The organism is Paenibacillus baimaensis (assembly GCF_025567575.1).
The window spans coordinates 61,328-83,704 of sequence record NZ_JAOQIO010000124.1 but is presented as its reverse complement, the minus strand read 5'-3'; the positions used below and the strand labels follow the sequence as shown (position 1 = coordinate 83,704).

Sequence of the window (22,377 nt, the reverse complement as noted above, 5' to 3'; positions counted from 1 at the left end):
TTCATGACAGCTGCTGTGCTTTATTTAATGCTTGTTGAACAGCTTCGATAAAATCTTTGGAGCTATTGGTAGCTCTGCTGACGGTATCAATATTGGAACTTTGCTTATCGATGACTTGCTGCGGTAAGCTCTCGATGTAGGTGACGGGGTAACGCGTAGCGCTGCGAGTAATTTCCACATTGGCGATGCTGCCCTTTTGAATCGTTACCGCCACCTCTACGGTACCAAAACGGTTAGTTCCTGATCCGGTGTAGCTTCCATCCTTGTATTTGGCGTTCGTACCTGAAGGCTGTACTGCTGTCGGGGTGGAAGGTTTGGGGCTTGAGTTTGAGTTCGAGCTTGAATGTCGCTGCTGCCGATCTATAGGTCGAACCTGCTCACTTGAGCTTGAGCTTGAGCTTGTAGCTGAGGTCATGACGGACTCTGTTGGATGCATGGCCTGAAGGCTCTGCGGTTCCGTAACGACATAACCGGCTGCATACACAATACCAATTGCTGTAGAACATAATGCTATGAGCTTCTTTCCGATAATAGCCATAGTTGATTTTCCTTTCTTAAGTACCTAAGTACGCTCTTATATATTGATCATAGGATAAGTGAATGAAAAAATCATGAAAGTTTGGCTGCTAGCATATCGGACAAGTCGTTCTATTTCTTCATTATTTTTTCATGGAATTTTGCTATGCTTATAGTTAACTATAGGAGCGTGAAAGAAGGGCGGGGCCATGAGAATATTACTGGTGGAGGATGACATCAAGCTCGGCTTTTTAATTGAATACAAGCTTAAACATGAAGGCCACCAAGTAGATTGGGCAAAGAACTCGGAGGAAGCTGAGAGTTTATTTGCAGCAGAGGCGTACGATCTCTATATCTTGGATTGGATGATTCCGGGAAAAACAGGAATTGAGCTATGTAAGGAGCGGAGGAAGCAGAAGGATAGCACGGCCATTCTGATGCTGACTGCACGCGATGCTGTCGAGGACAGGGTAAAGGGCTTGGTGGATGGGGCAGACGATTATTTGGTCAAACCGTTTGCTTTTGAAGAGCTGTTTGCCCGTATGACTGCGTTGGATCGTAGAAAACAGACAAGCGGATACGAAGAAAGTTGCACATCCCATAGTTTGAAGCTGAACTTGCAAACGCAAGAGGCAAGTCGTGATGGGTCCATGATCTATTTAACGAAAAGGGAATTTCAGCTGCTATCCTTCCTGATGCGCAACCCCGATCAGGTACTATCCAGAGAGCGAATTTTGAATTATGTGTGGGGAACCGAAGCTGATGTGACATTAAATGCGGTAGATGCTACTGTAAAGCTGCTCCGTAAGAAGATCGACGATCCCTACACGAACAAAGTTATTCAAAGCGTTCATGGACGGGGCTATCGTTTTTCGGATTCAGGGGCTGTATCCCATGATTAAAAAAACACGTAGAAATCTCTTTATCATTTATAGTGTGATTATCGGGCTAATTCTGATTATAATGGCTGTAACCTTTTACTTGATGCTATCAGGTGTGCTTGCAAGAGATGAACATACACGACTTGAAGCAGCTTCAGCAAAAGCGCAAATGGAATGGCAAAGAAGGATGACGAATCCAATCGGCGGTACGAATGACAATAGAGATATGAAGGATAATCGTCCACCACATAAAATGGAATGGGAGTTTTTACAAAGCAACCAAGCTGCCGTTGTTACAGATATGAATGGTCAAATCCTGTCGCAATCCTTAATACGAAATCCATTAGTTACGGAAGGCTTCGTAAGAGAAATCCAGATTCAGGCTGTCAACAATAAGCCTTATGTCCTGCAGCATATAGAGATTGACAACCGAAGCTATGCAGTCATGAGTATGGATATGAACAATCTACGCGGAATTAGGTTGTATATTGCCGAGGATATCAGCAATCAAAAGCACCTCCTTACAGAAATGCGATGGCTGCTGGGCGGCGTATCGATTCTGCTGCTGGTTGTGGCCTCGATCCTGGGTTATATTTTGGCTGGACGGGCGATGATTCCAATCACTCGTTCTTATGAGAGGCAAAAAGCCTTTACTGCTGACGCCTCCCACGAGCTGCGAACGCCGCTTAGCGTGCTGCAAGCATCTATGGAAATATTGGAGGAACAAAAGCAGCAGCTACCGTCCATTCATCAATTGGTTATGGGACATATGAAGGATGAAATCCATCGGATGATTCGGCTCACAGAAAATCTGCTGCTGCTGGCTCGAATGGATTCTACTATGCAGCTAAGCCAGATGGAGCTATTCGACCTTCGTCAAACCATTGTGAGCACAATGGATCGTATGCGGCTTGCCGCACAAGCCAAACAAATCTTTATTGAGGCTCATGTTGACAGCTTGAAAGAAGGCCGCTCCTACAAAGGGGATGCCGATCAGATCAGTCAGCTGTTATATATCCTTCTCGACAATGCCGTAAAATTTTCAGATGTTGAAGGATCTGTGATTGTACGATCACAGTCCTACACTAAAGGGGGAATCGAAATTACGATAGCCGATAAAGGCTGCGGAATTCCGGCGGAAGATCTTCCTCATGTATTCGAACGTTTTTATAGGGTTGACAAGGCAAGGTCACGCGAATCGGGAGGAACAGGGCTGGGACTATCCATTGCAAGGCGTATTGTTCATAATCATGGTGGCGAGCTGTTGGTCAAGAGCGATGTGGATCAAGGTAGTGTGTTTATCATCCGACTCCCTGAAATGGGATGACTATTCACTCCTTCAGGATATTTTTTCTGACATAAACAATTAGGCTGAATCATAAACTGTTCTGTTATCAGAGCTGAATGGTTCAGCATTTTTGTGTAGAGGAGTCTGATGCATGGATAATTTATCTGTGAAACAAGCGGCGAGCGCAAGCATACCACAGCCAATAAGAAGCGACGGAGCGGGCGCTACCGATCCTGGCCCGCGTGATGTGATGCGGGACATGGAAAATCCGGATATGCTCGTTCCACCAGTCACGGATTCCGGGCTGCTGCCGAACCTGAAATTCTCATTCTCCGACACCCATATGCAATTAAATCAGGGGGGGTGGTCGCGTGAAATTACAGTCAGGGATTTACCGATAGCCAAAACTCTCGCAGGTGTCAATATGCGGCTTACACCAGGTGGTGTACGTGAATTGCATTGGCATCAGCAGGCAGAATGGTCGTATATGCTAATAGGACGGGCGCGAATTACTTCGATTGATCAGGAAGGACGGAATTTTATTGCAGATGTCGGTCCTGGCGACCTTTGGTATTTTCCAGCTGGCCTTCCTCATTCCATTCAAGGATTGGAAGAAGGCTGCGAATTTTTGCTTGTTTTTGACGATGGCAGCTTTTCCGACTTGAATACGTTGTCGATTTCCGATTGGTTCGCACATACTCCCAAGGAGGTGCTTTCAGCTAATTTTGGTGTAACGGAAAGTGCCTTCGCCGACATTCCTTCCAATCAGGTTTATATTTATCAGGATCAGGTTCCAGGTCCGCTTACAAGCCAGGCCGTTCAATCTCCTTATGGTACCATTCCACAGAGCTTCAAGCATGAGCTGCTGGCCCAAACGCCGATTAAAACACCTGGCGGGAGCGTAAGAATCGTTGATTCCTCGAATTTTCCGATTTCTCAAACAATTGCAGCCGCACTTGTTGAGCTCGAACCGGGGGCAATGCGGGAGCTTCATTGGCATCCGAACAATGACGAATGGCAATATTATTTGACCGGACAGGGACGAATGACGGTATTTGCAGGCAATGGCGTAGCGCGCACCTTTGATTACCGGGCAGGAGATGTTGGTTATGTTCCGTTTGCTTTTGGTCATTATATTCAGAATACAGGCAGCCAAACGTTATGGTTTCTGGAAATGTTCAAAAGCGACCGTTTTGTCGATGTATCACTCAATCAATGGATGGCACTGACCCCGAGAGACCTGGTCCGTGATAATCTGAATGTAGGCTCCGAGCTATTGGATAAGCTGCGCAAGGAAAAATGGCCTGTTGTCCGCTATCCCGGTTTTTCTTATAAACCCAAATAATGAGTTGGAAGTAGGAAGAGGCAGAGACCCTGAATAAGGTCTTATGCCTCTTTTTCGCATACGTGACTATCTGCAGGGTGTTGACAAAAGCAAGGCAAGTGTTTATTGTATTAAGTGTATTGCATGTAGTAGTACACATAGTTCTTTGGAGTGTGCTGCAGCAGAGAAAGGAAGAGAGCCTTGCACATACATATAGATGAGCGAAGCACGACCCCTATATGGGAGCAAATTGTCCAGCAAATTAAAGAGCTAATCCTCAAAAAAGTACTCAGACCCCATGACAAGCTGCTATCTGTCAGAGAGCTTGCCTCTATGCTCATCGTCAACCCGAACACGGTAAGTAAAGCATATCAGGAGCTTGAACGACAGCAAATTATTGAGACTCGACGTGGAAAAGGCACTTTTGTCACAGAAGCATTACCCGTCCAGGGGAACGAACAGAGGATCAACGAAATTCGGCAATCGTTACAGCTGCTTGTAGTGGAGTCTTCTTACATCGGAGTGAGCCGGGATACGCTGGTGCAGTGGATAGACAGCTATATGAATGAATTGGGAGGCGAGGGACTTGTTAACCGTCCAGAATCTAAGTAAAGCGATAGATGGAAAGACGATCCTTGAAGATATTAACTTTGAACTCAAAAGTGGATCTATTACAGGACTGATTGGTCGGAACGGAGTCGGTAAAACGACACTGCTGCGGATCATGGCAGGTATTTTGGACCCTGACCAGGGTGAGGTGTTATTAGAGGGTGTAAATTTGAGCACCTATCCTCTTATTAAACAATCGATGTATTATGTGCCTGATTCGATGAATGTGATGAATAGCTACAGTGTCAAGGAGCTTGTTCGGTTGCATCAGAGCATGTACGAGCAATTTGACCAGGAAGCTTTTTATACATGGCTGGACCGCTTCCAACTGCCAACAAACCGGACACTACGTTCATTTTCCAAAGGAATGAAAGCATTGTTGGTTATCATATTGGCCCTTTCTACTCAGTCCAAGCTGATTATTTTGGATGAACCGACGAACGGGTTGGATGTTATCGTAAAAAAACAGGTGATGCAGCTGCTTGTTGAGGAAGTATCGGAACGCCAGCTTGCCCTGATCATTTCCTCGCACCATTTGCAGGAGCTTGAAAAAATAGCCGATGTTGTCATGTTGATGAAAGACACCAGGATCGACTCCATGATCAGCATAGAAGACGTGAAGCAATCCTTCAAAAAAGTGCAGGTTGCATTCGCGGATGTATCGACCCACTCTTTATTCGATAAGGAATATGTGGAAGTGCTATCACAGGTTGGACGCGTGACGACCCTGCTGATTAAGAGCAATGCAGTCCACACGATACGTTTATTACAGGATAATCAGCCACTGCTGCTGGAGGAGCTTCCTGTGACAATCGAGGATCTTTTTATTAGCAGGCTGGGGGGGAATGGATATGTTTCATAAAGGATTATGGTTTCAGCACTATAAGCAGTCGAAATACATACTCTGGGCTTTATGGCTGGTAGCTGCATTTAGTGGCTTCCAAATGTACAGTCACGCCAACAATGTCGTAGCGAACCTTGAAAGTTCACTGAAAAATAATTATAAATTTCAATATTATTTCAATGCCGAGCTGGATACAGTTTCGATGCTGCAGTTGTTGATATGCATAGGTTTACCGGCCTTCCTCGTTGGTTTCAGTCGTTCGAATCAAAGTCTGGAATACATGTATGCGATGCCTGTGAAGCGGGAGCATATATTTTTATCCAAATGGATGCTCGGTATTGTTCATATCATCGGTGCTTCTACCTTCGGCTTGCTGCTTCAGCTGATTGTTATACATACGACAATCCTGAATAATTATTTGACAGATGGTATATTCTGGGTCTATTATCTTCACCAATTATTGATACTTTGTGGGGTGTTCAGCTTTTCGTTGTGGCTCGGTTTTATTGGCGGCAGCTTCTTCTCACAGGTTGCGTTTAGTGTCATTTTTCTATTGCTTCCTTATCTATTGTTCGGTCTGATCAAAGAGGCGATTTCCTTGCATTTTTTTGCATTCGGTGTGATGAAATTAACGGACTCCTGGGTTTTTAGTCAGGCTGCAAATCGCTTTTTTGAAAATATTTCATTTCCTATAAAGCTGCTCAATATCAGTCAGTTGATTAATATGAACAGCGATTTACAAAGGGGGGGCTCAATGGAATATATAGAGTCGCTTCGTCTAACCTATTATGGCATGATGTCCTTCTTGGTACCGCTGCTGGTTACGCTCGGAAGTGTCTGGGGCATGCTCCGTATGGCAGTCACAGCCAGAAATGAAAACAATGGGAAGGTATTGTTGAATAACAAGCTTCGTCCCTATTTGGTTGCAGGGGTAGTGGTATGCGCATTTCTATTTGGCGGTGCTGTGCTGGAAGGTACGTTGGGTAATCATTATTATGGTTCGGACGGCACGGAGCATGGGCGATATCTGGAAAATATAGCGATTTACTATGCGGCTGCGCTGGGATCAGCAGGTATCGGCTATTATTTAATTAAAAAATGGCTCGGAAGCAAGCAGCAGCTGTCAAAAAATTAACTCATTCCTTGATGGAATAACGACTTAGTGGAATGCCACCCGGCGATTTAAAGGGTACTAGAAAAAGATAGTACTAACGAGATCATCCTTCACCCTTTATAATAGTGGATAAGTCATAAGCAGATGAAAAAAATACGTCGGGAATGATTTTGGTGGTGGAAATCAAGGAACGCATATTGGTATTGAAGAAGCACGAGGACGTTTGTTACAGCATCTGTTTGTATATATTGCAGTGCGAGACCATGGCTTGTGAAGCTGCAAAAACTGCATTGTGCAACCTGATGAAATGCGACTCATTTTTCGTTGAGGATTCTCATACTAAAAGTATTCTGCTCCGTAAGGAATCGATGAAATGTGCCCTACAACTGGTGAAATTGAAATCATAATATGGATTTGGAACCTTGATGGGCTTATGCCTTCAAGGTTTCTTTATTATGCAGTTGGGTATTTGGTTAACATGTGTGTCAAAATGACAAAAAACGCCCAATATTGTGGGCGCATTCAATACAACATTTAATGTGGTAATCCCAATCTTTCCAAGTCACTGCGATTCAAATAAGTGGTTCCATCTTTGACAAGCATTTGGATATTGCCTGGATTGCTAATGGCAATTTTCTCATCTTCCGTGCTATTTGGCAGGTTAAAAATGAAGTTTTGTTTACCATACTCGAGATTAATTTGAGGGGTACCGGGTGAGATGGTTACCTTAATACCAGGAACTATCGTTAATTCTCGCAAAGCCACCCATTTGGCCGTATCGACGGGCTCGCTTTTGACTGCCGGCTGGTCCAGAGCAATCGTCCTGCTCTCGGTCGTATACTTGACGTTATAACCTAACAAGTCCGCTATGGCACGCACTGGCAAATAAGAAGTGCCATCATAAACCAATGGGGTCGTGTCCATCTTCTTTTCCTGTCCATTGATTTTAAATATGAAATTGGCAAATACAGCAGTGACTTCGCCCTGAGTGGCAGCAACGGCAGTGGTAACGGAACCTATCATCATGCCGATCGTTAATCCGAGAATTATCTTTTTCATGATCCAACCTCCATCTGCTGGTTAATATTAGGATTATAGCATATTTCGACCGTTGAAGTTTCATCGATACCGTCAAAAGGTTTTATAGGAAAAGATGACCCCTAAAGTGATTTAGGAGTCATCTTTTCAGAGTATATTGTTGTATGGATAAAAAGTGTTGCTCACACAGTGTATCAACTGCCAAGTCGATGCCTGTTAGTTTATGTAATAAGAGCCAGTTGGCAGAGCAGTCGATTTGTCGACCACAACAAGTCCTACACCATTTAGAACATAAGCAATTCGCGTATCTGCGTTAAAAATGAAAATCCCAGGTACATAAATGCCTCTAATGTTCGTTTCACCAATCGACTGAGAGGTCGCCGCTGTTGGGGTGTTGCTCACATTTGGCGTGTTCAGCAACGGATCGGTTGTTGCCTCTGCGGCACCAACTACTGTCGGAAGCATTAAAGCGGCAGCAACTACTAACACGGATAATTTCGTTTTCAAAGACTTCATCATCATCACTCCATCTATTTTTTGTTATGTAACTATAACTTTCTGGAGCATCTTCCCCAGTTGAGTATAATTACCCACGTTGAATTTATTCGAAGCAGGTTATATGAATTATTTTATAAAAAATTGTTAACGGGCAGTTGCGCTTAAACATTTCATTAAATCCTACTATACCGATTGACATTTAATGATATTGAGTTAAAATAAGTATAATAGCTAGACAACGAGCAAATGAATGACTACATGAAATGGGGAAACGGATATGAAAATAGTTGCCATCATCGGAGGAAGCCAAACGGATACGTTCAAAAAAATGGGTGAGAAGCGCGGGGTCATAGTGGAGCATCACAATGGTAAAACGGGCGGCGGTTCAGTGGAAAGCTATTTCCTGCGTATTATTAATAAAGCAGATGTTATTATTATTTTGAAAGGTGCGATCAAGCACACTTCCATGTGGGCTGTTCGGGAGCTTGCAGAAAAGAAAGGGAAGAAGATCGATTATCATGATGGCTTTGGTGCTACAGGTGCTTTGGAAAAGGCATTGCAAATTGTAGGGTAATGTCGCTGAAAATCGAGAATCATATTGAATCATAAAGGCTGGTGGCACCAATAAAATACGATGAACATCCGTAAACCCTTTTCCAGATTTAATTGGATAAGGGTTTATTTATAATAAAAGGGCCGTATTTGGCGTATCCTAACCAATGAGGTGATCAGGATGAATGAAGAATCTAACAAGCCCAATTATGAACAAATTTATCAGGAGTACCGACAACAAGGTGAATTGCAGGCGACGCAGGAGCAATTAACTAACCAATCAACTGACGGTAAAGAGTCCATCGTGGCTGTGCGTAAAAATGCTGATGGCGATATTATCGCGATCCAAACGTCAGCAGGGCGTGAGTTGGATTATGTAACTGCTGTTAATGAGGCGAAGGCAGGAGCGCTTGCCCAAGTGGACGTGTTCCACCGCTACGGCCGTGATATTTTACGAAGTGAGCCAGATGGTGTACAATCCAACAATTTGGATAATCTGCCTACCTTTTAGGTATGTGAGGGCTCTGCAATTTCGAATATGAGATTTTGACCGGAAGAATTACTCTTCCGGTTCTTTGCGCTGTTAAGGCTGGGAGTAGGCGTAAAGACAGCAATCGGTAAGAAATCCGTACATAAAACGCACTAGGGGGGACTTGCTTATCCGTCATGAATAAAACCTAAGCTGTTAGCGAAGATATGTAATGTTAAGGAATGTCTTTATGATTTTTTACATAACTCTAATATAGGTAAATGTAATGAATGAATTTCAGGTTGCTAATGAGAGAAGGAACTCACGTGAATCAGATCCATGGATATCATACAATCTTAAATTCACAAATGATATCAACTTTTAGGGCGTTGGTGGAAGCGATTGTTCCGCAAAGCGTATGGGATATGTAGTGGATTCGAATTGCGAAGCTTTTCAAGTCAAGCGTCTATATATTGCCGACAACAGTGTGCATGTTAACGGAATCGGAGGCCCTAATCCGACACTTACGACTCAGGCGTTGGCCACACGCATTGCAGAAAAGTTAGTCAAAACTTATTTTAGTTAAACAAAGGCAGGTCGGGAAGCAAATATCCGACTTGCTTATTTTTGTTACTCAGTTGAAACGGACAAGTACAGTACAAGGCCAGATAAAACAACAATAAACAAAAAAACAATTATTTTCCATGCAATTCCGCTGTTCATCTTCCGAACACCCTTCTCTCTTGTTGGTATTAAATATGAACCATTTTTGAATGATTTAATCATATTTTGGAAAAGTTAATTGACACACAAAGAAATTACGGGAGGTGAAACAAATGACTTATCACAAAATCCTACCTTGGCGAAAGAAGTCAAAGCAGAAGAAGCTTGATGTTGAAATTGATCTGCTAGCTGAAGGTGAAATTGAAGCAGGGCTGTCCGATAATCTGGATGACAATGAAGCCTGGTTAAAGCAGCTATTCACCAATTGCTCTGATCTGGTTGTGAGAAAAGTACATCTGTTCGATTCGATTCCTTGCATGCTGGTATTCTTCAGGGAATTGGTAGATACCCAGCTATTGGATAATAATTTATTGAAATCGCTTTTGACAAGTAAGGTGCATGACTCGGATATATCTACGCAGCTCATTGAGCAGATGAAAAGTGAACTACTGTCCATCGCGCTGACTACAATCATTAATACAAAGAAAGAAACGGTTAAGCAAATCATCAGAGGTCAAATCGTTCTGTTAGTGCAATCATCAAACCAGGCTCTATCCATAAGCATGAAGGAAAAATTGCATCGTGAGCTGCAGGAACCCAGTATGGAGACTGTGATTCGCGGTCCAAAAGTAGGTTTTATTGAAAATATCGACATAAATATGGCATTGATCCGTCAGCAAATCCGAACTCCTCAGTTGAAGATGGAACAGATGCTGGTTGGAGAGATTTCGCAAACGGAGGTCATTCTCGTATATATAGGGAACTTGGCTGCTCCCGAGGTGATTGTGGAGATGAGAAAACGCATATCGCAAATCAATATGGATACAGTTCTGGAATCGGGCTACATTGAAGAAATGATCCGTGACGCGCCTTATTCGCTATTTCCTGTGATCCAAATGACCGAACGGCCTGACAGCGTGTCGGCTGCACTGCTTGAAGGGAAGGTCGCCATCCTGGTGGATGGAACTCCGATGGCCCTCATCGCTCCCGTTACTTTTTGGCATGCCTTTCAAACGGTGGAGGATTATTATCAGAGCTTTATTACAGCTACATTTTTACGATGGCTTCGGTACTTGTTTGCCTTCATATCCTTAATCTTGCCGTCCATGTTTATTGCTGTGGCAACGTTTCATTCCGAAATGATTCCCACCAGCTTGACTTTGTCTATTGCGGCGGCTAGGGAACCGGTGCCATTTCCGACGTTAATGGAGATCTTGATGATGGAAATTGCTTTCGAGGCGATTCGCGAGGCGGGCATACGTCTGCCCAAACAGGTTGGTCAGACCATCAGTATTGTAGGCGTGCTAGTGATCGGACAAGCTGCCGTTCAGGCAGGAATCGTATCGGCGCCCATTGTCATTGTCGTATCTTTGACGGGAATTGCTTCTTTTCTGATTCCAAGTAACAATATGAGTCAGGCGATTCGTATTTTACGATTTCCGTTTATGCTGTCTGCAAGCATCTTCGGCTTGTACGGTATAGGAGTTTCCATGATTGCCCTGCTGATTCATCTTGTGAATCTTCGCTCCTTCGGCGTTTATTATATGACGCCGCTTGCTCCGTTTCAGGCAACTGGATTGTGGGATATATTGGGCAGAGCCCCTTGGTGGGTCTTACACAAGCGTCAAAATCGTATTCACTCGATTCGGGAGCTTGAGAAACAATGATCAGGTTGAAATGGTGGACCATGATAGCTCCACTCCTTTGTCTCAGCCTATTGACAGGCTGCTGGGATCGAACCGAGATTAACGATCTTGCATTTGTGCTTGCCGGTGGCTTCGACCTTGCGGAGAATGGACAATTAGAGGCTACGCTGCAAATTGCTCTTCCTACAGAAGTGCCCACTGCCACGTCCGGTGGCAGACAGACAGGAAAAAAAACGATTTTGGTCGTTTCGGAGAAAGGAAGCGACGGGGCGGATATTTTGCGCAAATTGCAGCAGCGCTTGTCACGGCAAATCTTTTTGGGTCAAAGGGCGGTCATCATTATCGGTGAAACATACGGCCGACATGGTATAGATCAGGGATTAGATCAGTTGCTGCGCTGGCCCGACAGCCGATATAACAGTTTTATTCTGACTGCTCATGGAACAACCGCAAAAAAAGTACTGCATACACCGTACTTGCTGGAAGCCATACCAGCCATCGCACTTAAAAAAATGCTGATAAACGACTCCACTCTGTCCGTCAAAATCGATGATTTTATGGATGCTGTATCTTCTTATGATAGATCCCCTGTAACCGGAGCCGTTAAGCTGTCCGCCGGAAGGATCGAAGACGGAGCATTCGATCTTGGTGAAGCGGCCGTATACCAGGAAAATAAATTAGTCGGATTTTTACCGTCAAAGGAAAAGGAAATATTAATTTGGTGGAGAGAGAAACTCCAAAGTAATACAATAACCACGCAGGTTGAGCCCGAAGTGAAAGACTTTAAGGGTACTGTTGGCGTTAATGTATTGAAGTCAAATGCGCATATAAGCACAAAGCTGAATCATGGAATGCCCGAGGTCACGATGAGCTTCAAAGCAAAGGTAATAGTGGCTCAAAACGACACGATATTGGATTTGAGCAAGGCCGAAAACTTGAAACGCGTTGAAAGCAAGCTGTCCAGTGAGACAGAAAAACAAATCAAAAATACGCTGCATCATGTACAAAAGCAGTTAAAGTCAGATGTTTTCGGTTTTGGGGAAGAAATTCATATCAGACATCCCGCTTATTGGAAGCAAAATAAGGAGCAATGGACACACATTTATCCTGATGTTCCGGTTACTGTAGAAGTTGACATCAATATTCAACGGATCGGCCGAACGCAGTCGCCAGCACACGAGAAAAAGGTGAATTGACCCTACACAAAGGATGATAATATTGAGAGTTAGCGGAATTCAAGTATTCTGGATGATCACTATCATGGATCTGGGCATGACCCTGCTGATGACGTTCACTCCCGGTTTGCAGGCTGCAAAGCAGGATGCATGGGTCTCTGTTCTTGTTGCCGGATGCATAGCATTACTAATTTCCGTAGTGACAACAAAACTTGTGCTTCTTCATCCGGAGCAAACATTCATCCAGTTTAGTCAAACCATTATGGGAAAATGGCTCGGAAAGCTGGTTATCATTGTCTATCTTGTCCAATGGTATACCATCATTCCTATTGTTTTGCGCCAATTCAGCGATCTGCTCCAGATTCTGCTTCTTCCTCAAACTCCGGGAATATACATCGAATTGGCCATGGTCCTGATCGTTATCTATGTGACTTATTCCGGAGGAATTGATGGAATCGGCCGCGTCAGCGAAATATTGGGCCCCCTGATTCTTTTGATGATATTGCTGGTTTTGACAACAAGCATCAGCAACATTCATTGGAAAAATCTGCTGCCCTTTTATGCGGACAGTGGTGTCGCTGCTATCGTCAAGGGGTCGCTTCCTATCGCTTCCTACCTCGGCCATGCGGTTGAATTCGTTATGATTTCACCGTTTCTCGCTGCTCCCCGCAAGGGATCTCCGTACGTGATTTGGGCTGTTGCGGTTGCAAGTTTTATTGTATGGATATCGATGGTCATGGTCATTTTAACAATAGGAGTCAATCTTTCCTCCAAAATGTGGTATCCATTTTTTGAAATGACAAAGAAAATCTCTATTTTCGGGTTTATTGAAAACCTGGACGCCTTGGCAGTTGTCATCTGGGTTGCCAGCGTATTTATTAAATTGTCCATTTATTTTTTTGTGGCCAGTTACGGAACAGCCCAGTTTTTACAAGTGAAAAATTGGAGGAACATGATCTGGTTTATTTCCATTGTTGTTGTAGTATTCTCTTTAATTCCCAAAAATGTTTCTGAGGCGACCGGAAGTTACTTGAACCATTATTGGGTTCCCTTTGTACTACCTGTCAATATGATCGGATTACCTCTATTGCTACTAATAGTAGGAAGCATCAGACAGAGAAAACAAACATGTTGAATAGGGGACAATTAATTGCAGCGGATTTCTTCTGATCTTGTTGGCTTGGCAGGGATTAGGGACGGTGCTATCCAAAGTGGATGAATTTTCTTTACTGAGGGAACACGGAAAACCAGTATAGATAGCTTCAATGCGGGAGTAGGAATGACTATGCGTTTATTCAACAAGTTAAAAAAGAAGAGCCAGTCACTCACAACAGATACACTATCGGCTTCTGCTGATTTGAGTAAGAAGCTTTCCACTTCTCTGGACGATAATCTTGCCTATCTACTTTCCGTTTACGAAGACTGCGGTGACATCGCATTCCATTCATTCGATACCGTCAATTCAACGCATGCAGTGGTGATCTACGCCCAGGGGTTAGCAGATGAAGCGCTGCTTGAACGCCATGTGCTTGCTCCTCTTATGTTCAGTGAGGAGAGTCATGCGCTTTATGATTCTCATTTGCTTGCCAAGTCACCGTCCGCATCGGAGCAGGTTCATGATTGGTCCATGATTGTTGAGAATATTGGCAGCGGTCATCCTGTACTTTTGATAGATGGTGAAAACACCGCTTTTGTATATTCAATGACGAAGGTGTCCCAACGCAATGTGGAAGAGCCTGTTGCAGAATCGACCATTCGAGGTCCTCGCGAAGGATTCACTGAATCATTGGCCGTAAACATACCGCTCATCCGTAGAAGAATTAAAAGTCCCGAATTAAAAATGGTTACTCTAACTCTGGGAACCTATACGAAAACACAAGTTACTCTGGCCTATATCAAGAACCTTGCTGATCCGATCCTGGTTGAGGAAATGAAATCGCGTATTGGAAAAATTCAGATCCAAGGAGTTCTTGAGAGCGAGATGATTGAGGAATGGATATCAGATAACCCTTATTCACCTTTTCCTCAGGTTTTACCGACGGAACGCCCGGACGTTGTGTGCGCTAACCTGCTGGAGGGACGCGTGGCTGTTCTGATCGATGGGACGCCGTTTGTTTTGGTCGCTCCGGTAGGTTTATTTTCCCTTCTGCAATCGGCAGAGGATTATTATCAGAATGTGATTATGAGCACCTTTATTCGTTGGCTGCGTTATGTGTTTTTTATCATGTCCTTGCTGCTTCCCTCGGCTTATGTAGCTATCACCACCTATCATCAGGAAATGATACCCACTGTGCTGCTGCTTAACATTTCAAAATCAAGAGAAGAAATTCCATTTCCCGCTTTAATTGAAGCGCTCATTATGGAAATTACATTTGAAGCCTTGAGAGAGGCAGGGGTTCGACTCCCCAAACAAGTGGGTGCCGCTGTCAGTATTGTTGGAGCTCTGGTCATAGGCCAAGCTGCGACTTCTGCAGGCATTGTGTCTGCCCCCATGGTCATTGTCGTTGCGATTACAGGAATCGCTTCATTCATGATTCCACGTTATAACCTTGGAATTGCCCTTCGCCTGCTTCGCTTTCCTATCATGCTATTGGCGGGGACATTAGGTTTGATCGGTGTTATGCTTGGTTTTATCGGAATTGTCATCCATCTATGCAGATTGTACTCATTCGGGGTCCCATACCTTGCACCCATCGCCCCAACCCGCTTTCGCGAGCTTAAAGACGTCCTCACTCGTGCTCCGGTCTGGAAGCAGGAACATCGTCCTGAACTCAGTGTATATACTAAAAAACAACAGCGAAAGCCTGGTGTTGTGGATGATAAAGGAAGGGATGAAATTGATTGATAAAGACAAGATATCCTCTATGCAGATGGCTATATTCATGTATCCGGCCATTCTCGCCACATCGGTACTTGGAGTTCCAAGCATCACAATGAAGTTTGCCGGACACGACATGTGGTTATCTCCGATCTGGGCTTCCACAATGGGGCTCGTGGCCATTATGATTGCTTTCCGTTTAAACCATGGGTTTTCCGGCCAATCGATGATTGAATGCAGCACAAAGATATTAGGCAATATCGGTGGAAAGCTGTTCGGCTTGCTCTATATGTTCTACCTCCCTCATTTGAGCGGAATTATTCTAAGAGAGTACGGGGAGTTCGTCCTGAGCACCGTCCTCCACCACACGCCGCTATTTGTTGTTATGGGGTCGCTTTTGCTTCTCTGCGCTGTAAATGTCAGGAGCGGTATTCAGGTGATAGCGCGGAGCAGTCAGATTCTAATTGTTCTGACCGTTCTTCTCCTTTCCTTCATTTTGATTCTTCTCATTCCCGAGATGAATCCGAGCGAAATACTGCCTTTTGCCGAGAAAGGGTTAAAGCCTTCTCTACTGGGTGCTATTGCACCCGCCGGCTGGTTCGCAGAGTACATACTTATTTCCTTTTTTCTGCCGAATGTATCCGACCGCTCCAAAGCGCTTAAAGCTAGTTTGTTATCCGTAGTTTTTGTGACGTTGACTATGGTCGCGATTAATCTATCCTGCTTGATGCTGTTCGGAGACTTGACGGACACGTTCCTTTACCCTGTGATGATTGCCGCCCGATACATCAACTATGCCGACTTCCTCCAGCATTTGGAAGCTTTTATTGTGGCGATCTGGGTAACGGGCATATTTGTAAAAGTTTCGTTGTTTCTGTACGTACATGCACTTGCAACCGCACAATGGTTAAATATGGACGATTATCGTCCTCTTGTATTCCCGCTAGCTTTTCTCACCCTGGTGTATGCATTCTGGGTAGTGTCCGATCAAGCCGAGGTTAGCGCATTGCTTGGAGCAGGAGGGAATATATATACCATCTGCATGCTGGTTTTCCTACCTGGCTTGTTATGGGCTGTCGCAGGTTTGAAGAAGCTTTTAGTTCCGGTCCAGGGAGGGTAAAGCCATGAATGGACGTCTGTTTACACAGCGGACCACTCTGTATCTTATCTGGCTTGTTTTGTTTTCTTTGGTTGCAACAGGCTGCTGGGATCGCAGGGAAATCAATGATTTGGCCATCGTGCTGGCAGTCGGTGTGGATCGAAATAGCGACAACAAAATAGTGCTCTCAGCACAAGTTTTTTTCCCGAAGGTTGCCGGTGGCGGGCCTCAGGGGAATACAGGAGGCAGCGGCAGCAATGCTACCGGACAGACCATTATGCAAAGCGCTCAGGGAGTAAGCATAGCAGATGCCATGACTCAACTGCAAAGCAAGCTGCCTCGTTCCTTGTTTTGGGGACAAGCTGAGGTCATAGTCATTGGTGAGGGCGCTGCTGCCAAGGGGATTCGATCTTATATAGATTTTTTCCTGCGTTATGATCAATTCAGAGAGCATGCTTATGTCTATATCAGCAAGGAAAAGGCAGAGGATATTCTGAAGCTGCAGCCACCGCTGGAACGGAGTTCAGCGGAGGTGCTTCGTGAAATGGGCAATCTCAAGCTTGGCGCTCAGATTACCCTGAAGGAATTGGCCCAAAAAATAGATGGGGCCAGTCAGGGAGCCGTACTTACACGCATACATATTACCCCTTTCGCAGCTGCTGTCGATCCTGTACACAATAATATTCAAATATCCGGACTAACGGTCTTAACGAAAGACAAGTACGTGGGGAGCCTTCAGGAAAAAGCTACATTGGGAACACTGCTCATTTGCAATGAATTGGAAACCATAATATTTTCCTTTCCCATCGAGGGAACTACAGGGGAAATATCCGTAAATCTGCTGCATGCCAAAACAAAGCTTACACCTCATATCGACAAGAAAGGGGTATGGAAAATGAATCTCCTTATTGAGGCGTATGGTGACCTTGTCTTGAATACAACCGACCTATCGAACATCTCCCCGGAGTTTATTGAAAAAGTAAAAACGGGCTGGAGCAAAGCGTTAAAGTCTGATGTTGAGGAGAGCCTGCGGACCGTTCAACGACATTTAAAAGCGGATATCTTCGGGTTTGCCGAAAAGTTCTATCAGCACTATCCAAAGGAGTGGAATAAAGTCAAAGAACATTGGAATGATCAATATCCCAAATTGAAAATCGATGTAACTATTCACACTAAAATTAACCGACTAGGAAAATCTGTTGTCCCTCAAGGCATCCCGGAAAGCCATATCCGTCAAAAATAGGAGGCTGTGCTGATTGAAGCTACTTTCCATTATTGGGATAATACTCGTGGCCCTGTTCATTTATTTCATCGAATCACGTCACCAAAAAAGTCTTAAAGTAAAGGCTGCAATAGGAGGCATTACAGTCATAGCTTGGGGGTTAGGGACGATGCTTGTGTATTTTCCGGAAATGTCAGGACCGACAGATTGGGTCCTCCCTCTATTCCAACCTTTGAATCATATGTTAGGCAATGAATGAATCTATCGGAGAAAATAATGCAACGCTGGGGTAACACTTGATAATGAGAGCGCTCTATCCGTAGGGGACAAAGGGCTTTCAATAGCTGTCCAACTCCAGCGTGGCGAGATATCCGGGATGGTTACGCGGGTCAGCCGTAACCGCCGACAGCTATTGGACATCCGCTTATCAAGCGATCGATGTCTACGACAGTTGAGTTTAGTATCACTTTCCAAATTGATAGTGTACCTGAGTCACTAAGTATTTATTTTCTTTGAACATTTACAAGCATTCTGTGTTAATATGGTTTAATATTTTCTGTACATATGCTCTTATTTGAGATGCTGCTACCCATGTATTAAAGGAGATTGATATTTTGCATTTATTAGCCAAGGAACATAGTATGAATCATGAAATTTCCGTATACGAGTCTACTCAGTTATACGGAGAGATAGGAAAATTTCGTTTTTTACAGTTTTCAGATCATGCTGTACAAGGTGCAATCGATTTAAATGATCCACAACGTATCGTGCTTGAATACCCAAGGGCTATTATACATATGATGAAGATTAATCAACCATTATTCAATAATGTGTTTGTTATCGGGCACGGAATCGGGACGATCGCCGGTCACTTTTCAGATAAGAGATTTTCAGTAGCAGAAATTGACGAGAAGGTCGTGGAGTTAAGCAGATCGTTTTTTGGTTACCTCCCCAATAATGTTACAGTGGGAGATGGGCGTCAGCTTCTTGAGAATGAAGACAACCACACGTTGGATTATATAATTCTGGATGCGTTTACCAAAAAGGGAACGCCGTTTCATTTCACAACGACTGATTTTTTCGAATTAACTAAGCAAAAGCTTACCTGCCAGGGAGCACTCTTCATGAATTTAATGGGAAAATCCAGAAATGATAAGCTGATCAATGCCATACATACCACGCTCAAAGAAACGTATGCGTATTCAAAAGTATTTTCACTACCCGCAGAGAAGGGTACTGACATCAGGAATATGGTCGTTATTGGCAGCAATAAGCGTATCGAATTCCAACCACGCGAAATGGCTGGTTTTATTGAGATTGAGCTCAGTCAGGGACATATCATCCGGGATCATGATTCCAGAAGATCACTGTAGCAAAATGGACAACATTTAGAATTATGGATAATTGACACCTTTAAGATTAAAGGCGATAATCTTTTTTGAATAGGCACAGCACCTCAATGTTGTGTATATGAAGTTAAAATTGGCTGGATGAAGGAGTGTTTACAATCGAAACGAATGGCCGCGAAATTTATGGAAGGCTGGTTACGACCGGCGAATACGTTTATGTTCAGACAATTGGCGAACGCATTCATCGTATTATTCCTGCTGAGAAACAAGAGATTGACGGCACCAAGGAGGAGCTGTGGATTGCCCCGGGTCTGATTGATTTACAAATTAATGGTTTTGCCGGCTATGATTTAAATATGGCTGAAGCCGATTTGGAGCAGCGTGTGAAAGCGATTGGTCTCATGACAAGAGAGGTGTTGAAATCCGGTACGACATCTTTTTGTCCCACGGTCATTACGGCCGGATTTGAACAAATTCATAGCAGCTTGACAGCCATTCGATTGGCTTGTGAGCGTGATCCTTTCATTGACAGCTGTATATTGGGCATCCATCTGGAAGGGCCTTATTTATCTGAGCAAGATGGACCGCGAGGCGCTCATCCTCTTGAACATGTCAAGGATCCTGATTGGGAGGAATTCTGCGCTTGGCAGGAAGCTGCCGGCGGGCGCATTCGTATGGTTACTTTGGCACCGGAACGAAGTGGAGCTGTTCCCATGATTAACAAACTTGTCCAAGCAGGTATTTTGGTATGTATCGGACATTGTGCGGCAAGCCATGATGAAATTACGGCAGCTGTAGATGCAGGTGCAAGGATGTCGACTCATCTCGGAAACGCAGCTCATTCGCACCTGCCTAGGCATCCAAACTATATTTGGTCTCAATTAGCTGAAGATCGTTTGATACCGAGTATCATTTCCGATGGACATCATTTGCACCCATCTGTGGTCAAAGTCATGGCGCGAGCCAAAAATAATCATATCGTGCTCGTCAGTGATGCTGTCCATTTAGCTTATATGCAGCCGGGAATTTATAAGACGCATGTAGGGGGAGAAGTCGAATTACTTCCTTCGGGACGATTGCAAACTGTGGCTAATCCACTTGTTCTAGCAGGAGCGGCGGTCTCACTTGCGGAATGCGTGCAAAATTTTAGGCAATTTACGCAATCTGACCTACAGACAGCTTTCAAGTTAGCTACGTTGATCCCGGCACGTCTAATAGGTGAACCGCTCATTGGTGATGTACAAACAAATGGACTTGCGGATATTCTAACGTTTACCTGGAATGAAGCCGAGGACAAGCTCAACTTGAAGACAGTTATCAAACGAGGAGAAATGATATTTTCAGCTGCGAAGGCATGATGAATTTGTAAAAAACATCTTATTGACGAACAACAACATAAGAGCTATAATTTCTAATTGAAACGGTTCAAATATGAGTGGCTGTTTCAATTAGATTTTTTGCATAGAGGTTAACTTTTTTATTTAATTCATTTTGTAAACGCTTACGGTTTGATTTTACTTTTTGGAAAATCATTATGATTAACCATGCAAACAACAAACACAACAACATCTCGATGTTAGTCACTTATTATGATATGTGCATGTTATATATTTGCTAAAATAAAATTAATTATTGCATCTTTTCGAGATTTAATGTTATTATAACTAACATAAAAGTTTCAACTTAAGAAACATTATTTTTTAAATAAAATTTGAACCGGTTCAAATTATTTGACCGACTCAATATATCATGTATTCAGAAAAAGGAGATGTGATCCAGAGCTGAGATGAGCAGCGTACACCGTGTTCGGTACCTTAGTTTCCTGGAAGTGCCGGAAGTTGGTTACACCAATAACTTAGAGGAGTGGTCGTAAATGGCATCTAAAAAATTAGTTTCTGGTGGTCTCGCAGGCATGTTGGTTTTAACAGCTATGCTGTCCGCATGTTCTAGCTCAAGTAATACTTCAACTGGAGGAACTGCTCAGCCTGGCACAAGCGCCGCCGACGGAAAGGCAGTAAGCTTGTCGATCTGGACAGGGTGGCCCGAACTGGACCCATTTTTCAAAAAAATGGCTGAAGACTACAAAAAAACAAAACCCAACGTTTCGATCGAAATCTCTTCATTCCCGCTTCGCGATTACGAAAAGAAAGTAGCAGCGGCTCTACCATCCAAAAGTGCTGCAGATATTCTTCCATTAAATCCAAACCTGGCGCTTCGCTACATTGAAGGCAAAATGCTGCAAACCACCCCGGATGATCTGGTGAAACAAAATAACTCAGGAATTCATCAAAAATTAATCGTGGATACGACAGTAGTCGGTGGCAAGTCATACGGCGTACCCTCCTTCATGGGCTCCGGTGCCATTTATTATAATAAAGATATGTTGAAGGAAGCGGGCCTTACAGAACCGCCAACCGTAGATAACTTGCTGGATTATGCTCAAAAGCTGGCAAAACGTGACGCTTCCGGGAACCTCGAACGTGCGGGCATGAGTCTTCGTCTTAGTGGTGGGGGCAGCGGTACCGGGGAGAAGTTCTGGAATATATTAGCACAGCGCGGAGGCAGTATCGTTAAAGAAGTATCGCCTGGCAAATTCAAGGCTGATTATAACACGGAAGCTGGCTATCAGACCTTGAAGCTGTACGTAGATATGGTGCATAAGTTAAAAACAGACGATCCGAAGGTAAAGCACGATACGGAAGCCTTCCAGACAAAAGCGGCAGCATTTTATATTCGTGAATCCAATGTGATCGCAGATACCAAGAAAAAAGCACCTGATTTGAACTATGATGCGGCTCCTTTGAAAGCGAATGTTATCAGCTTGATCAATTATTATGTTTCCAGTACAGATAAAGCCAAAGCAGATGCTGCATGGGATTTTATTCGCTTCGTTACCAAGCCTGAGAATCATAAGCAAATGGTTGCAATGAGTGGCTGGCTGCCACCGCGTGACGATTTGGATCTGAATGATTTGTACAAGGAATACCCGCAATACAAAGCATTTTTTACAAAACAGGAATTACAGATGTACCCGGCCATTGCCGAGTTTGATGAAATTTTGACCAAGTTTGCAGACCGTATCGCAACGAAAGGTTTCACCGATCCGTCATTCGTGGATAATCCTGATAAGATGAAGGCTTTCCTGAATGAAGCGGCCAAAGAAACGAACGACATTTTGAAAAAAGCAGGTCATCTGGCTGAATAAGCAATTA

General features: G+C 43.9%; 20 protein-coding genes and 1 pseudogene. 18 read left to right on the top strand and 3 right to left on the bottom strand.

The window, feature by feature from the left end:
* Position 1: 1 nt before the first annotated feature.
* Positions 2–538: an FMN-binding protein gene (locus tag OB236_RS36735; protein WP_262688464.1), complete on the bottom strand. Its 537-nt coding sequence runs from the start codon at positions 536–538 to the stop codon at positions 2–4.
* A 187-nt stretch (positions 539–725) separates the two neighbouring features.
* Here OB236_RS36735 and OB236_RS36730 point away from each other — a divergent pair, with 187 nt between their 5' ends.
* The 6 genes from OB236_RS36730 (at position 726) to OB236_RS36705 (ending at position 6,597) form a co-directional block, all read left to right on the top strand.
* The gene (locus OB236_RS36730) at positions 726–1,418 is read left to right on the top strand and encodes a response regulator transcription factor (RefSeq protein ID WP_262688463.1); all 693 of its coding nucleotides are present in this window, start codon (positions 726–728) and stop codon (positions 1,416–1,418) included.
* A complete protein-coding gene (locus OB236_RS36725; protein WP_262688462.1) occupies positions 1,411–2,724 on the top strand; it encodes a sensor histidine kinase in 1,314 nt (437 codons plus the stop codon). The genes OB236_RS36730 and OB236_RS36725 overlap by 8 nt, the downstream gene beginning before the upstream one ends.
* A gap of 112 nt (positions 2,725–2,836) precedes the next feature.
* Entirely contained in the window at positions 2,837–4,030 is a 1,194-nt protein-coding gene (locus tag OB236_RS36720) for an oxalate decarboxylase family bicupin (protein ID WP_262688461.1), read from the top strand.
* Between the two features lie 180 nt (positions 4,031–4,210).
* Complete coding sequence (locus tag OB236_RS36715) at positions 4,211–4,621, top strand: GntR family transcriptional regulator (RefSeq protein WP_076228775.1); 411 nt, start codon at positions 4,211–4,213, stop codon at positions 4,619–4,621.
* Entirely contained in the window at positions 4,596–5,480 is an 885-nt protein-coding gene (locus OB236_RS36710) for an ABC transporter ATP-binding protein (RefSeq protein WP_262688460.1), read from the top strand. Before OB236_RS36715 ends, OB236_RS36710 begins: the two co-directional genes overlap by 26 nt.
* Complete coding sequence (locus OB236_RS36705; protein WP_262688459.1) at positions 5,470–6,597, top strand: ABC-2 transporter permease; 1,128 nt, start codon at positions 5,470–5,472, stop codon at positions 6,595–6,597. Before OB236_RS36710 ends, OB236_RS36705 begins: the two co-directional genes overlap by 11 nt.
* A 513-nt stretch (positions 6,598–7,110) precedes the next feature.
* On the opposite strand, the gene OB236_RS36700 is transcribed toward OB236_RS36705, so the two are convergent.
* Together OB236_RS36700 and OB236_RS36695 are read right to left on the bottom strand one after the other, a co-directional pair.
* On the bottom strand, positions 7,111–7,635 hold the full coding sequence (locus OB236_RS36700) for a copper amine oxidase N-terminal domain-containing protein (protein WP_262688458.1): 525 nt from the start codon (positions 7,633–7,635) through the stop codon (positions 7,111–7,113).
* Positions 7,636–7,830: 195 nt separating this feature from the next.
* Positions 7,831–8,130 (bottom strand): hypothetical protein, encoded by a 300-nt coding sequence (locus OB236_RS36695; RefSeq protein ID WP_262688457.1) that lies wholly within the window; start codon positions 8,128–8,130, stop codon positions 7,831–7,833.
* A gap of 259 nt (positions 8,131–8,389) precedes the next feature.
* On the opposite strand from OB236_RS36695, the gene OB236_RS36690 reads away from it, so the two are divergent.
* The 12 genes and pseudogenes from OB236_RS36690 (at position 8,390) to OB236_RS36635 (ending at position 22,370) form a co-directional block, all read left to right on the top strand.
* Entirely contained in the window at positions 8,390–8,686 is a 297-nt protein-coding gene (locus tag OB236_RS36690; RefSeq protein WP_076228781.1) for a DUF2325 domain-containing protein, read from the top strand.
* A 159-nt stretch (positions 8,687–8,845) separates the two neighbouring features.
* Positions 8,846–9,175 (top strand): DUF3892 domain-containing protein, encoded by a 330-nt coding sequence (locus OB236_RS36685; RefSeq protein ID WP_262688456.1) that lies wholly within the window; start codon positions 8,846–8,848, stop codon positions 9,173–9,175.
* Positions 9,176–9,539: 364 nt separating this feature from the next.
* A pseudogene (locus OB236_RS36680) lies at positions 9,540–9,719 on the top strand (GMC oxidoreductase); the annotation flags it as partial.
* A 250-nt stretch (positions 9,720–9,969) separates the two neighbouring features.
* Positions 9,970–11,523, top strand: a complete 1,554-nt coding sequence (locus OB236_RS36675) for a spore germination protein (RefSeq protein ID WP_262688455.1) — start codon at positions 9,970–9,972, stop codon at positions 11,521–11,523.
* Positions 11,520–12,698 (top strand): Ger(x)C family spore germination protein, encoded by a 1,179-nt coding sequence (locus OB236_RS36670; protein WP_262688454.1) that lies wholly within the window; start codon positions 11,520–11,522, stop codon positions 12,696–12,698. Before OB236_RS36675 ends, OB236_RS36670 begins: the two co-directional genes overlap by 4 nt.
* A gap of 13 nt (positions 12,699–12,711) precedes the next feature.
* A complete protein-coding gene (locus OB236_RS36665) occupies positions 12,712–13,812 on the top strand; it encodes a GerAB/ArcD/ProY family transporter (RefSeq protein WP_262688453.1) in 1,101 nt (366 codons plus the stop codon).
* Positions 13,813–13,962: 150 nt separating this feature from the next.
* Complete coding sequence (locus OB236_RS36660; RefSeq protein WP_262688452.1) at positions 13,963–15,522, top strand: spore germination protein; 1,560 nt, start codon at positions 13,963–13,965, stop codon at positions 15,520–15,522.
* Positions 15,509–16,615, top strand: a complete 1,107-nt coding sequence (locus tag OB236_RS36655) for a GerAB/ArcD/ProY family transporter (protein WP_262688451.1) — start codon at positions 15,509–15,511, stop codon at positions 16,613–16,615. The genes OB236_RS36660 and OB236_RS36655 overlap by 14 nt, the downstream gene beginning before the upstream one ends.
* A 4-nt stretch (positions 16,616–16,619) precedes the next feature.
* Entirely contained in the window at positions 16,620–17,837 is a 1,218-nt protein-coding gene (locus OB236_RS36650) for a Ger(x)C family spore germination protein (protein WP_262688450.1), read from the top strand.
* A 620-nt stretch (positions 17,838–18,457) separates the two neighbouring features.
* Positions 18,458–19,189: a spermidine synthase gene (locus OB236_RS36645; protein WP_262688807.1), complete on the top strand. Its 732-nt coding sequence runs from the start codon at positions 18,458–18,460 to the stop codon at positions 19,187–19,189.
* A gap of 125 nt (positions 19,190–19,314) precedes the next feature.
* Positions 19,315–20,523 carry an N-acetylglucosamine-6-phosphate deacetylase gene (locus tag OB236_RS36640; protein WP_262688449.1) on the top strand — a complete coding sequence of 403 codons (1,209 nt, stop codon included), beginning with the start codon at positions 19,315–19,317 and terminating at the stop codon, positions 20,521–20,523.
* A 515-nt stretch (positions 20,524–21,038) separates the two neighbouring features.
* A complete protein-coding gene (locus OB236_RS36635) occupies positions 21,039–22,370 on the top strand; it encodes an extracellular solute-binding protein (protein WP_262688448.1) in 1,332 nt (443 codons plus the stop codon).
* The last annotated feature ends 7 nt before the right edge of the window (positions 22,371–22,377 follow it).

Excerpts from the sequence above, each read along its gene's own strand:
- OB236_RS36675 (WP_262688455.1), top strand. The coding sequence starts at position 9,970 with ATGACTTATCACAAAATCCTACCTTGGCGAAAGAAGTCAAAGCAGAAG.
- OB236_RS36695 (WP_262688457.1), bottom strand. The coding sequence starts at position 8,130 with ATGAAGTCTTTGAAAACGAAATTATCCGTGTTAGTAGTTGCTGCCGCT.
- OB236_RS36720 (WP_262688461.1), top strand. The coding sequence starts at position 2,837 with ATGGATAATTTATCTGTGAAACAAGCGGCGAGCGCAAGCATACCACAG.
- OB236_RS36700 (WP_262688458.1), bottom strand. The coding sequence starts at position 7,635 with ATGAAAAAGATAATTCTCGGATTAACGATCGGCATGATGATAGGTTCC.
- OB236_RS36660 (WP_262688452.1), top strand. The coding sequence starts at position 13,963 with ATGCGTTTATTCAACAAGTTAAAAAAGAAGAGCCAGTCACTCACAACA.
- OB236_RS36730 (WP_262688463.1), top strand. The coding sequence starts at position 726 with ATGAGAATATTACTGGTGGAGGATGACATCAAGCTCGGCTTTTTAATT.
- OB236_RS36655 (WP_262688451.1), top strand. The coding sequence starts at position 15,509 with ATGAAATTGATTGATAAAGACAAGATATCCTCTATGCAGATGGCTATA.
- OB236_RS36685 (WP_262688456.1), top strand. The coding sequence starts at position 8,846 with ATGAATGAAGAATCTAACAAGCCCAATTATGAACAAATTTATCAGGAG.
- OB236_RS36645 (WP_262688807.1), top strand. The coding sequence starts at position 18,458 with ATGAATCATGAAATTTCCGTATACGAGTCTACTCAGTTATACGGAGAG.
- OB236_RS36650 (WP_262688450.1), top strand. The coding sequence starts at position 16,620 with ATGAATGGACGTCTGTTTACACAGCGGACCACTCTGTATCTTATCTGG.
- OB236_RS36665 (WP_262688453.1), top strand. The coding sequence starts at position 12,712 with ATGATAATATTGAGAGTTAGCGGAATTCAAGTATTCTGGATGATCACT.
- OB236_RS36690 (WP_076228781.1), top strand. The coding sequence starts at position 8,390 with ATGAAAATAGTTGCCATCATCGGAGGAAGCCAAACGGATACGTTCAAA.
- OB236_RS36725 (WP_262688462.1), top strand. The coding sequence starts at position 1,411 with ATGATTAAAAAAACACGTAGAAATCTCTTTATCATTTATAGTGTGATT.
- OB236_RS36735 (WP_262688464.1), bottom strand. The coding sequence starts at position 538 with ATGGCTATTATCGGAAAGAAGCTCATAGCATTATGTTCTACAGCAATT.
- OB236_RS36635 (WP_262688448.1), top strand. The coding sequence starts at position 21,039 with ATGGCATCTAAAAAATTAGTTTCTGGTGGTCTCGCAGGCATGTTGGTT.
- OB236_RS36705 (WP_262688459.1), top strand. The coding sequence starts at position 5,470 with ATGTTTCATAAAGGATTATGGTTTCAGCACTATAAGCAGTCGAAATAC.
- OB236_RS36670 (WP_262688454.1), top strand. The coding sequence starts at position 11,520 with ATGATCAGGTTGAAATGGTGGACCATGATAGCTCCACTCCTTTGTCTC.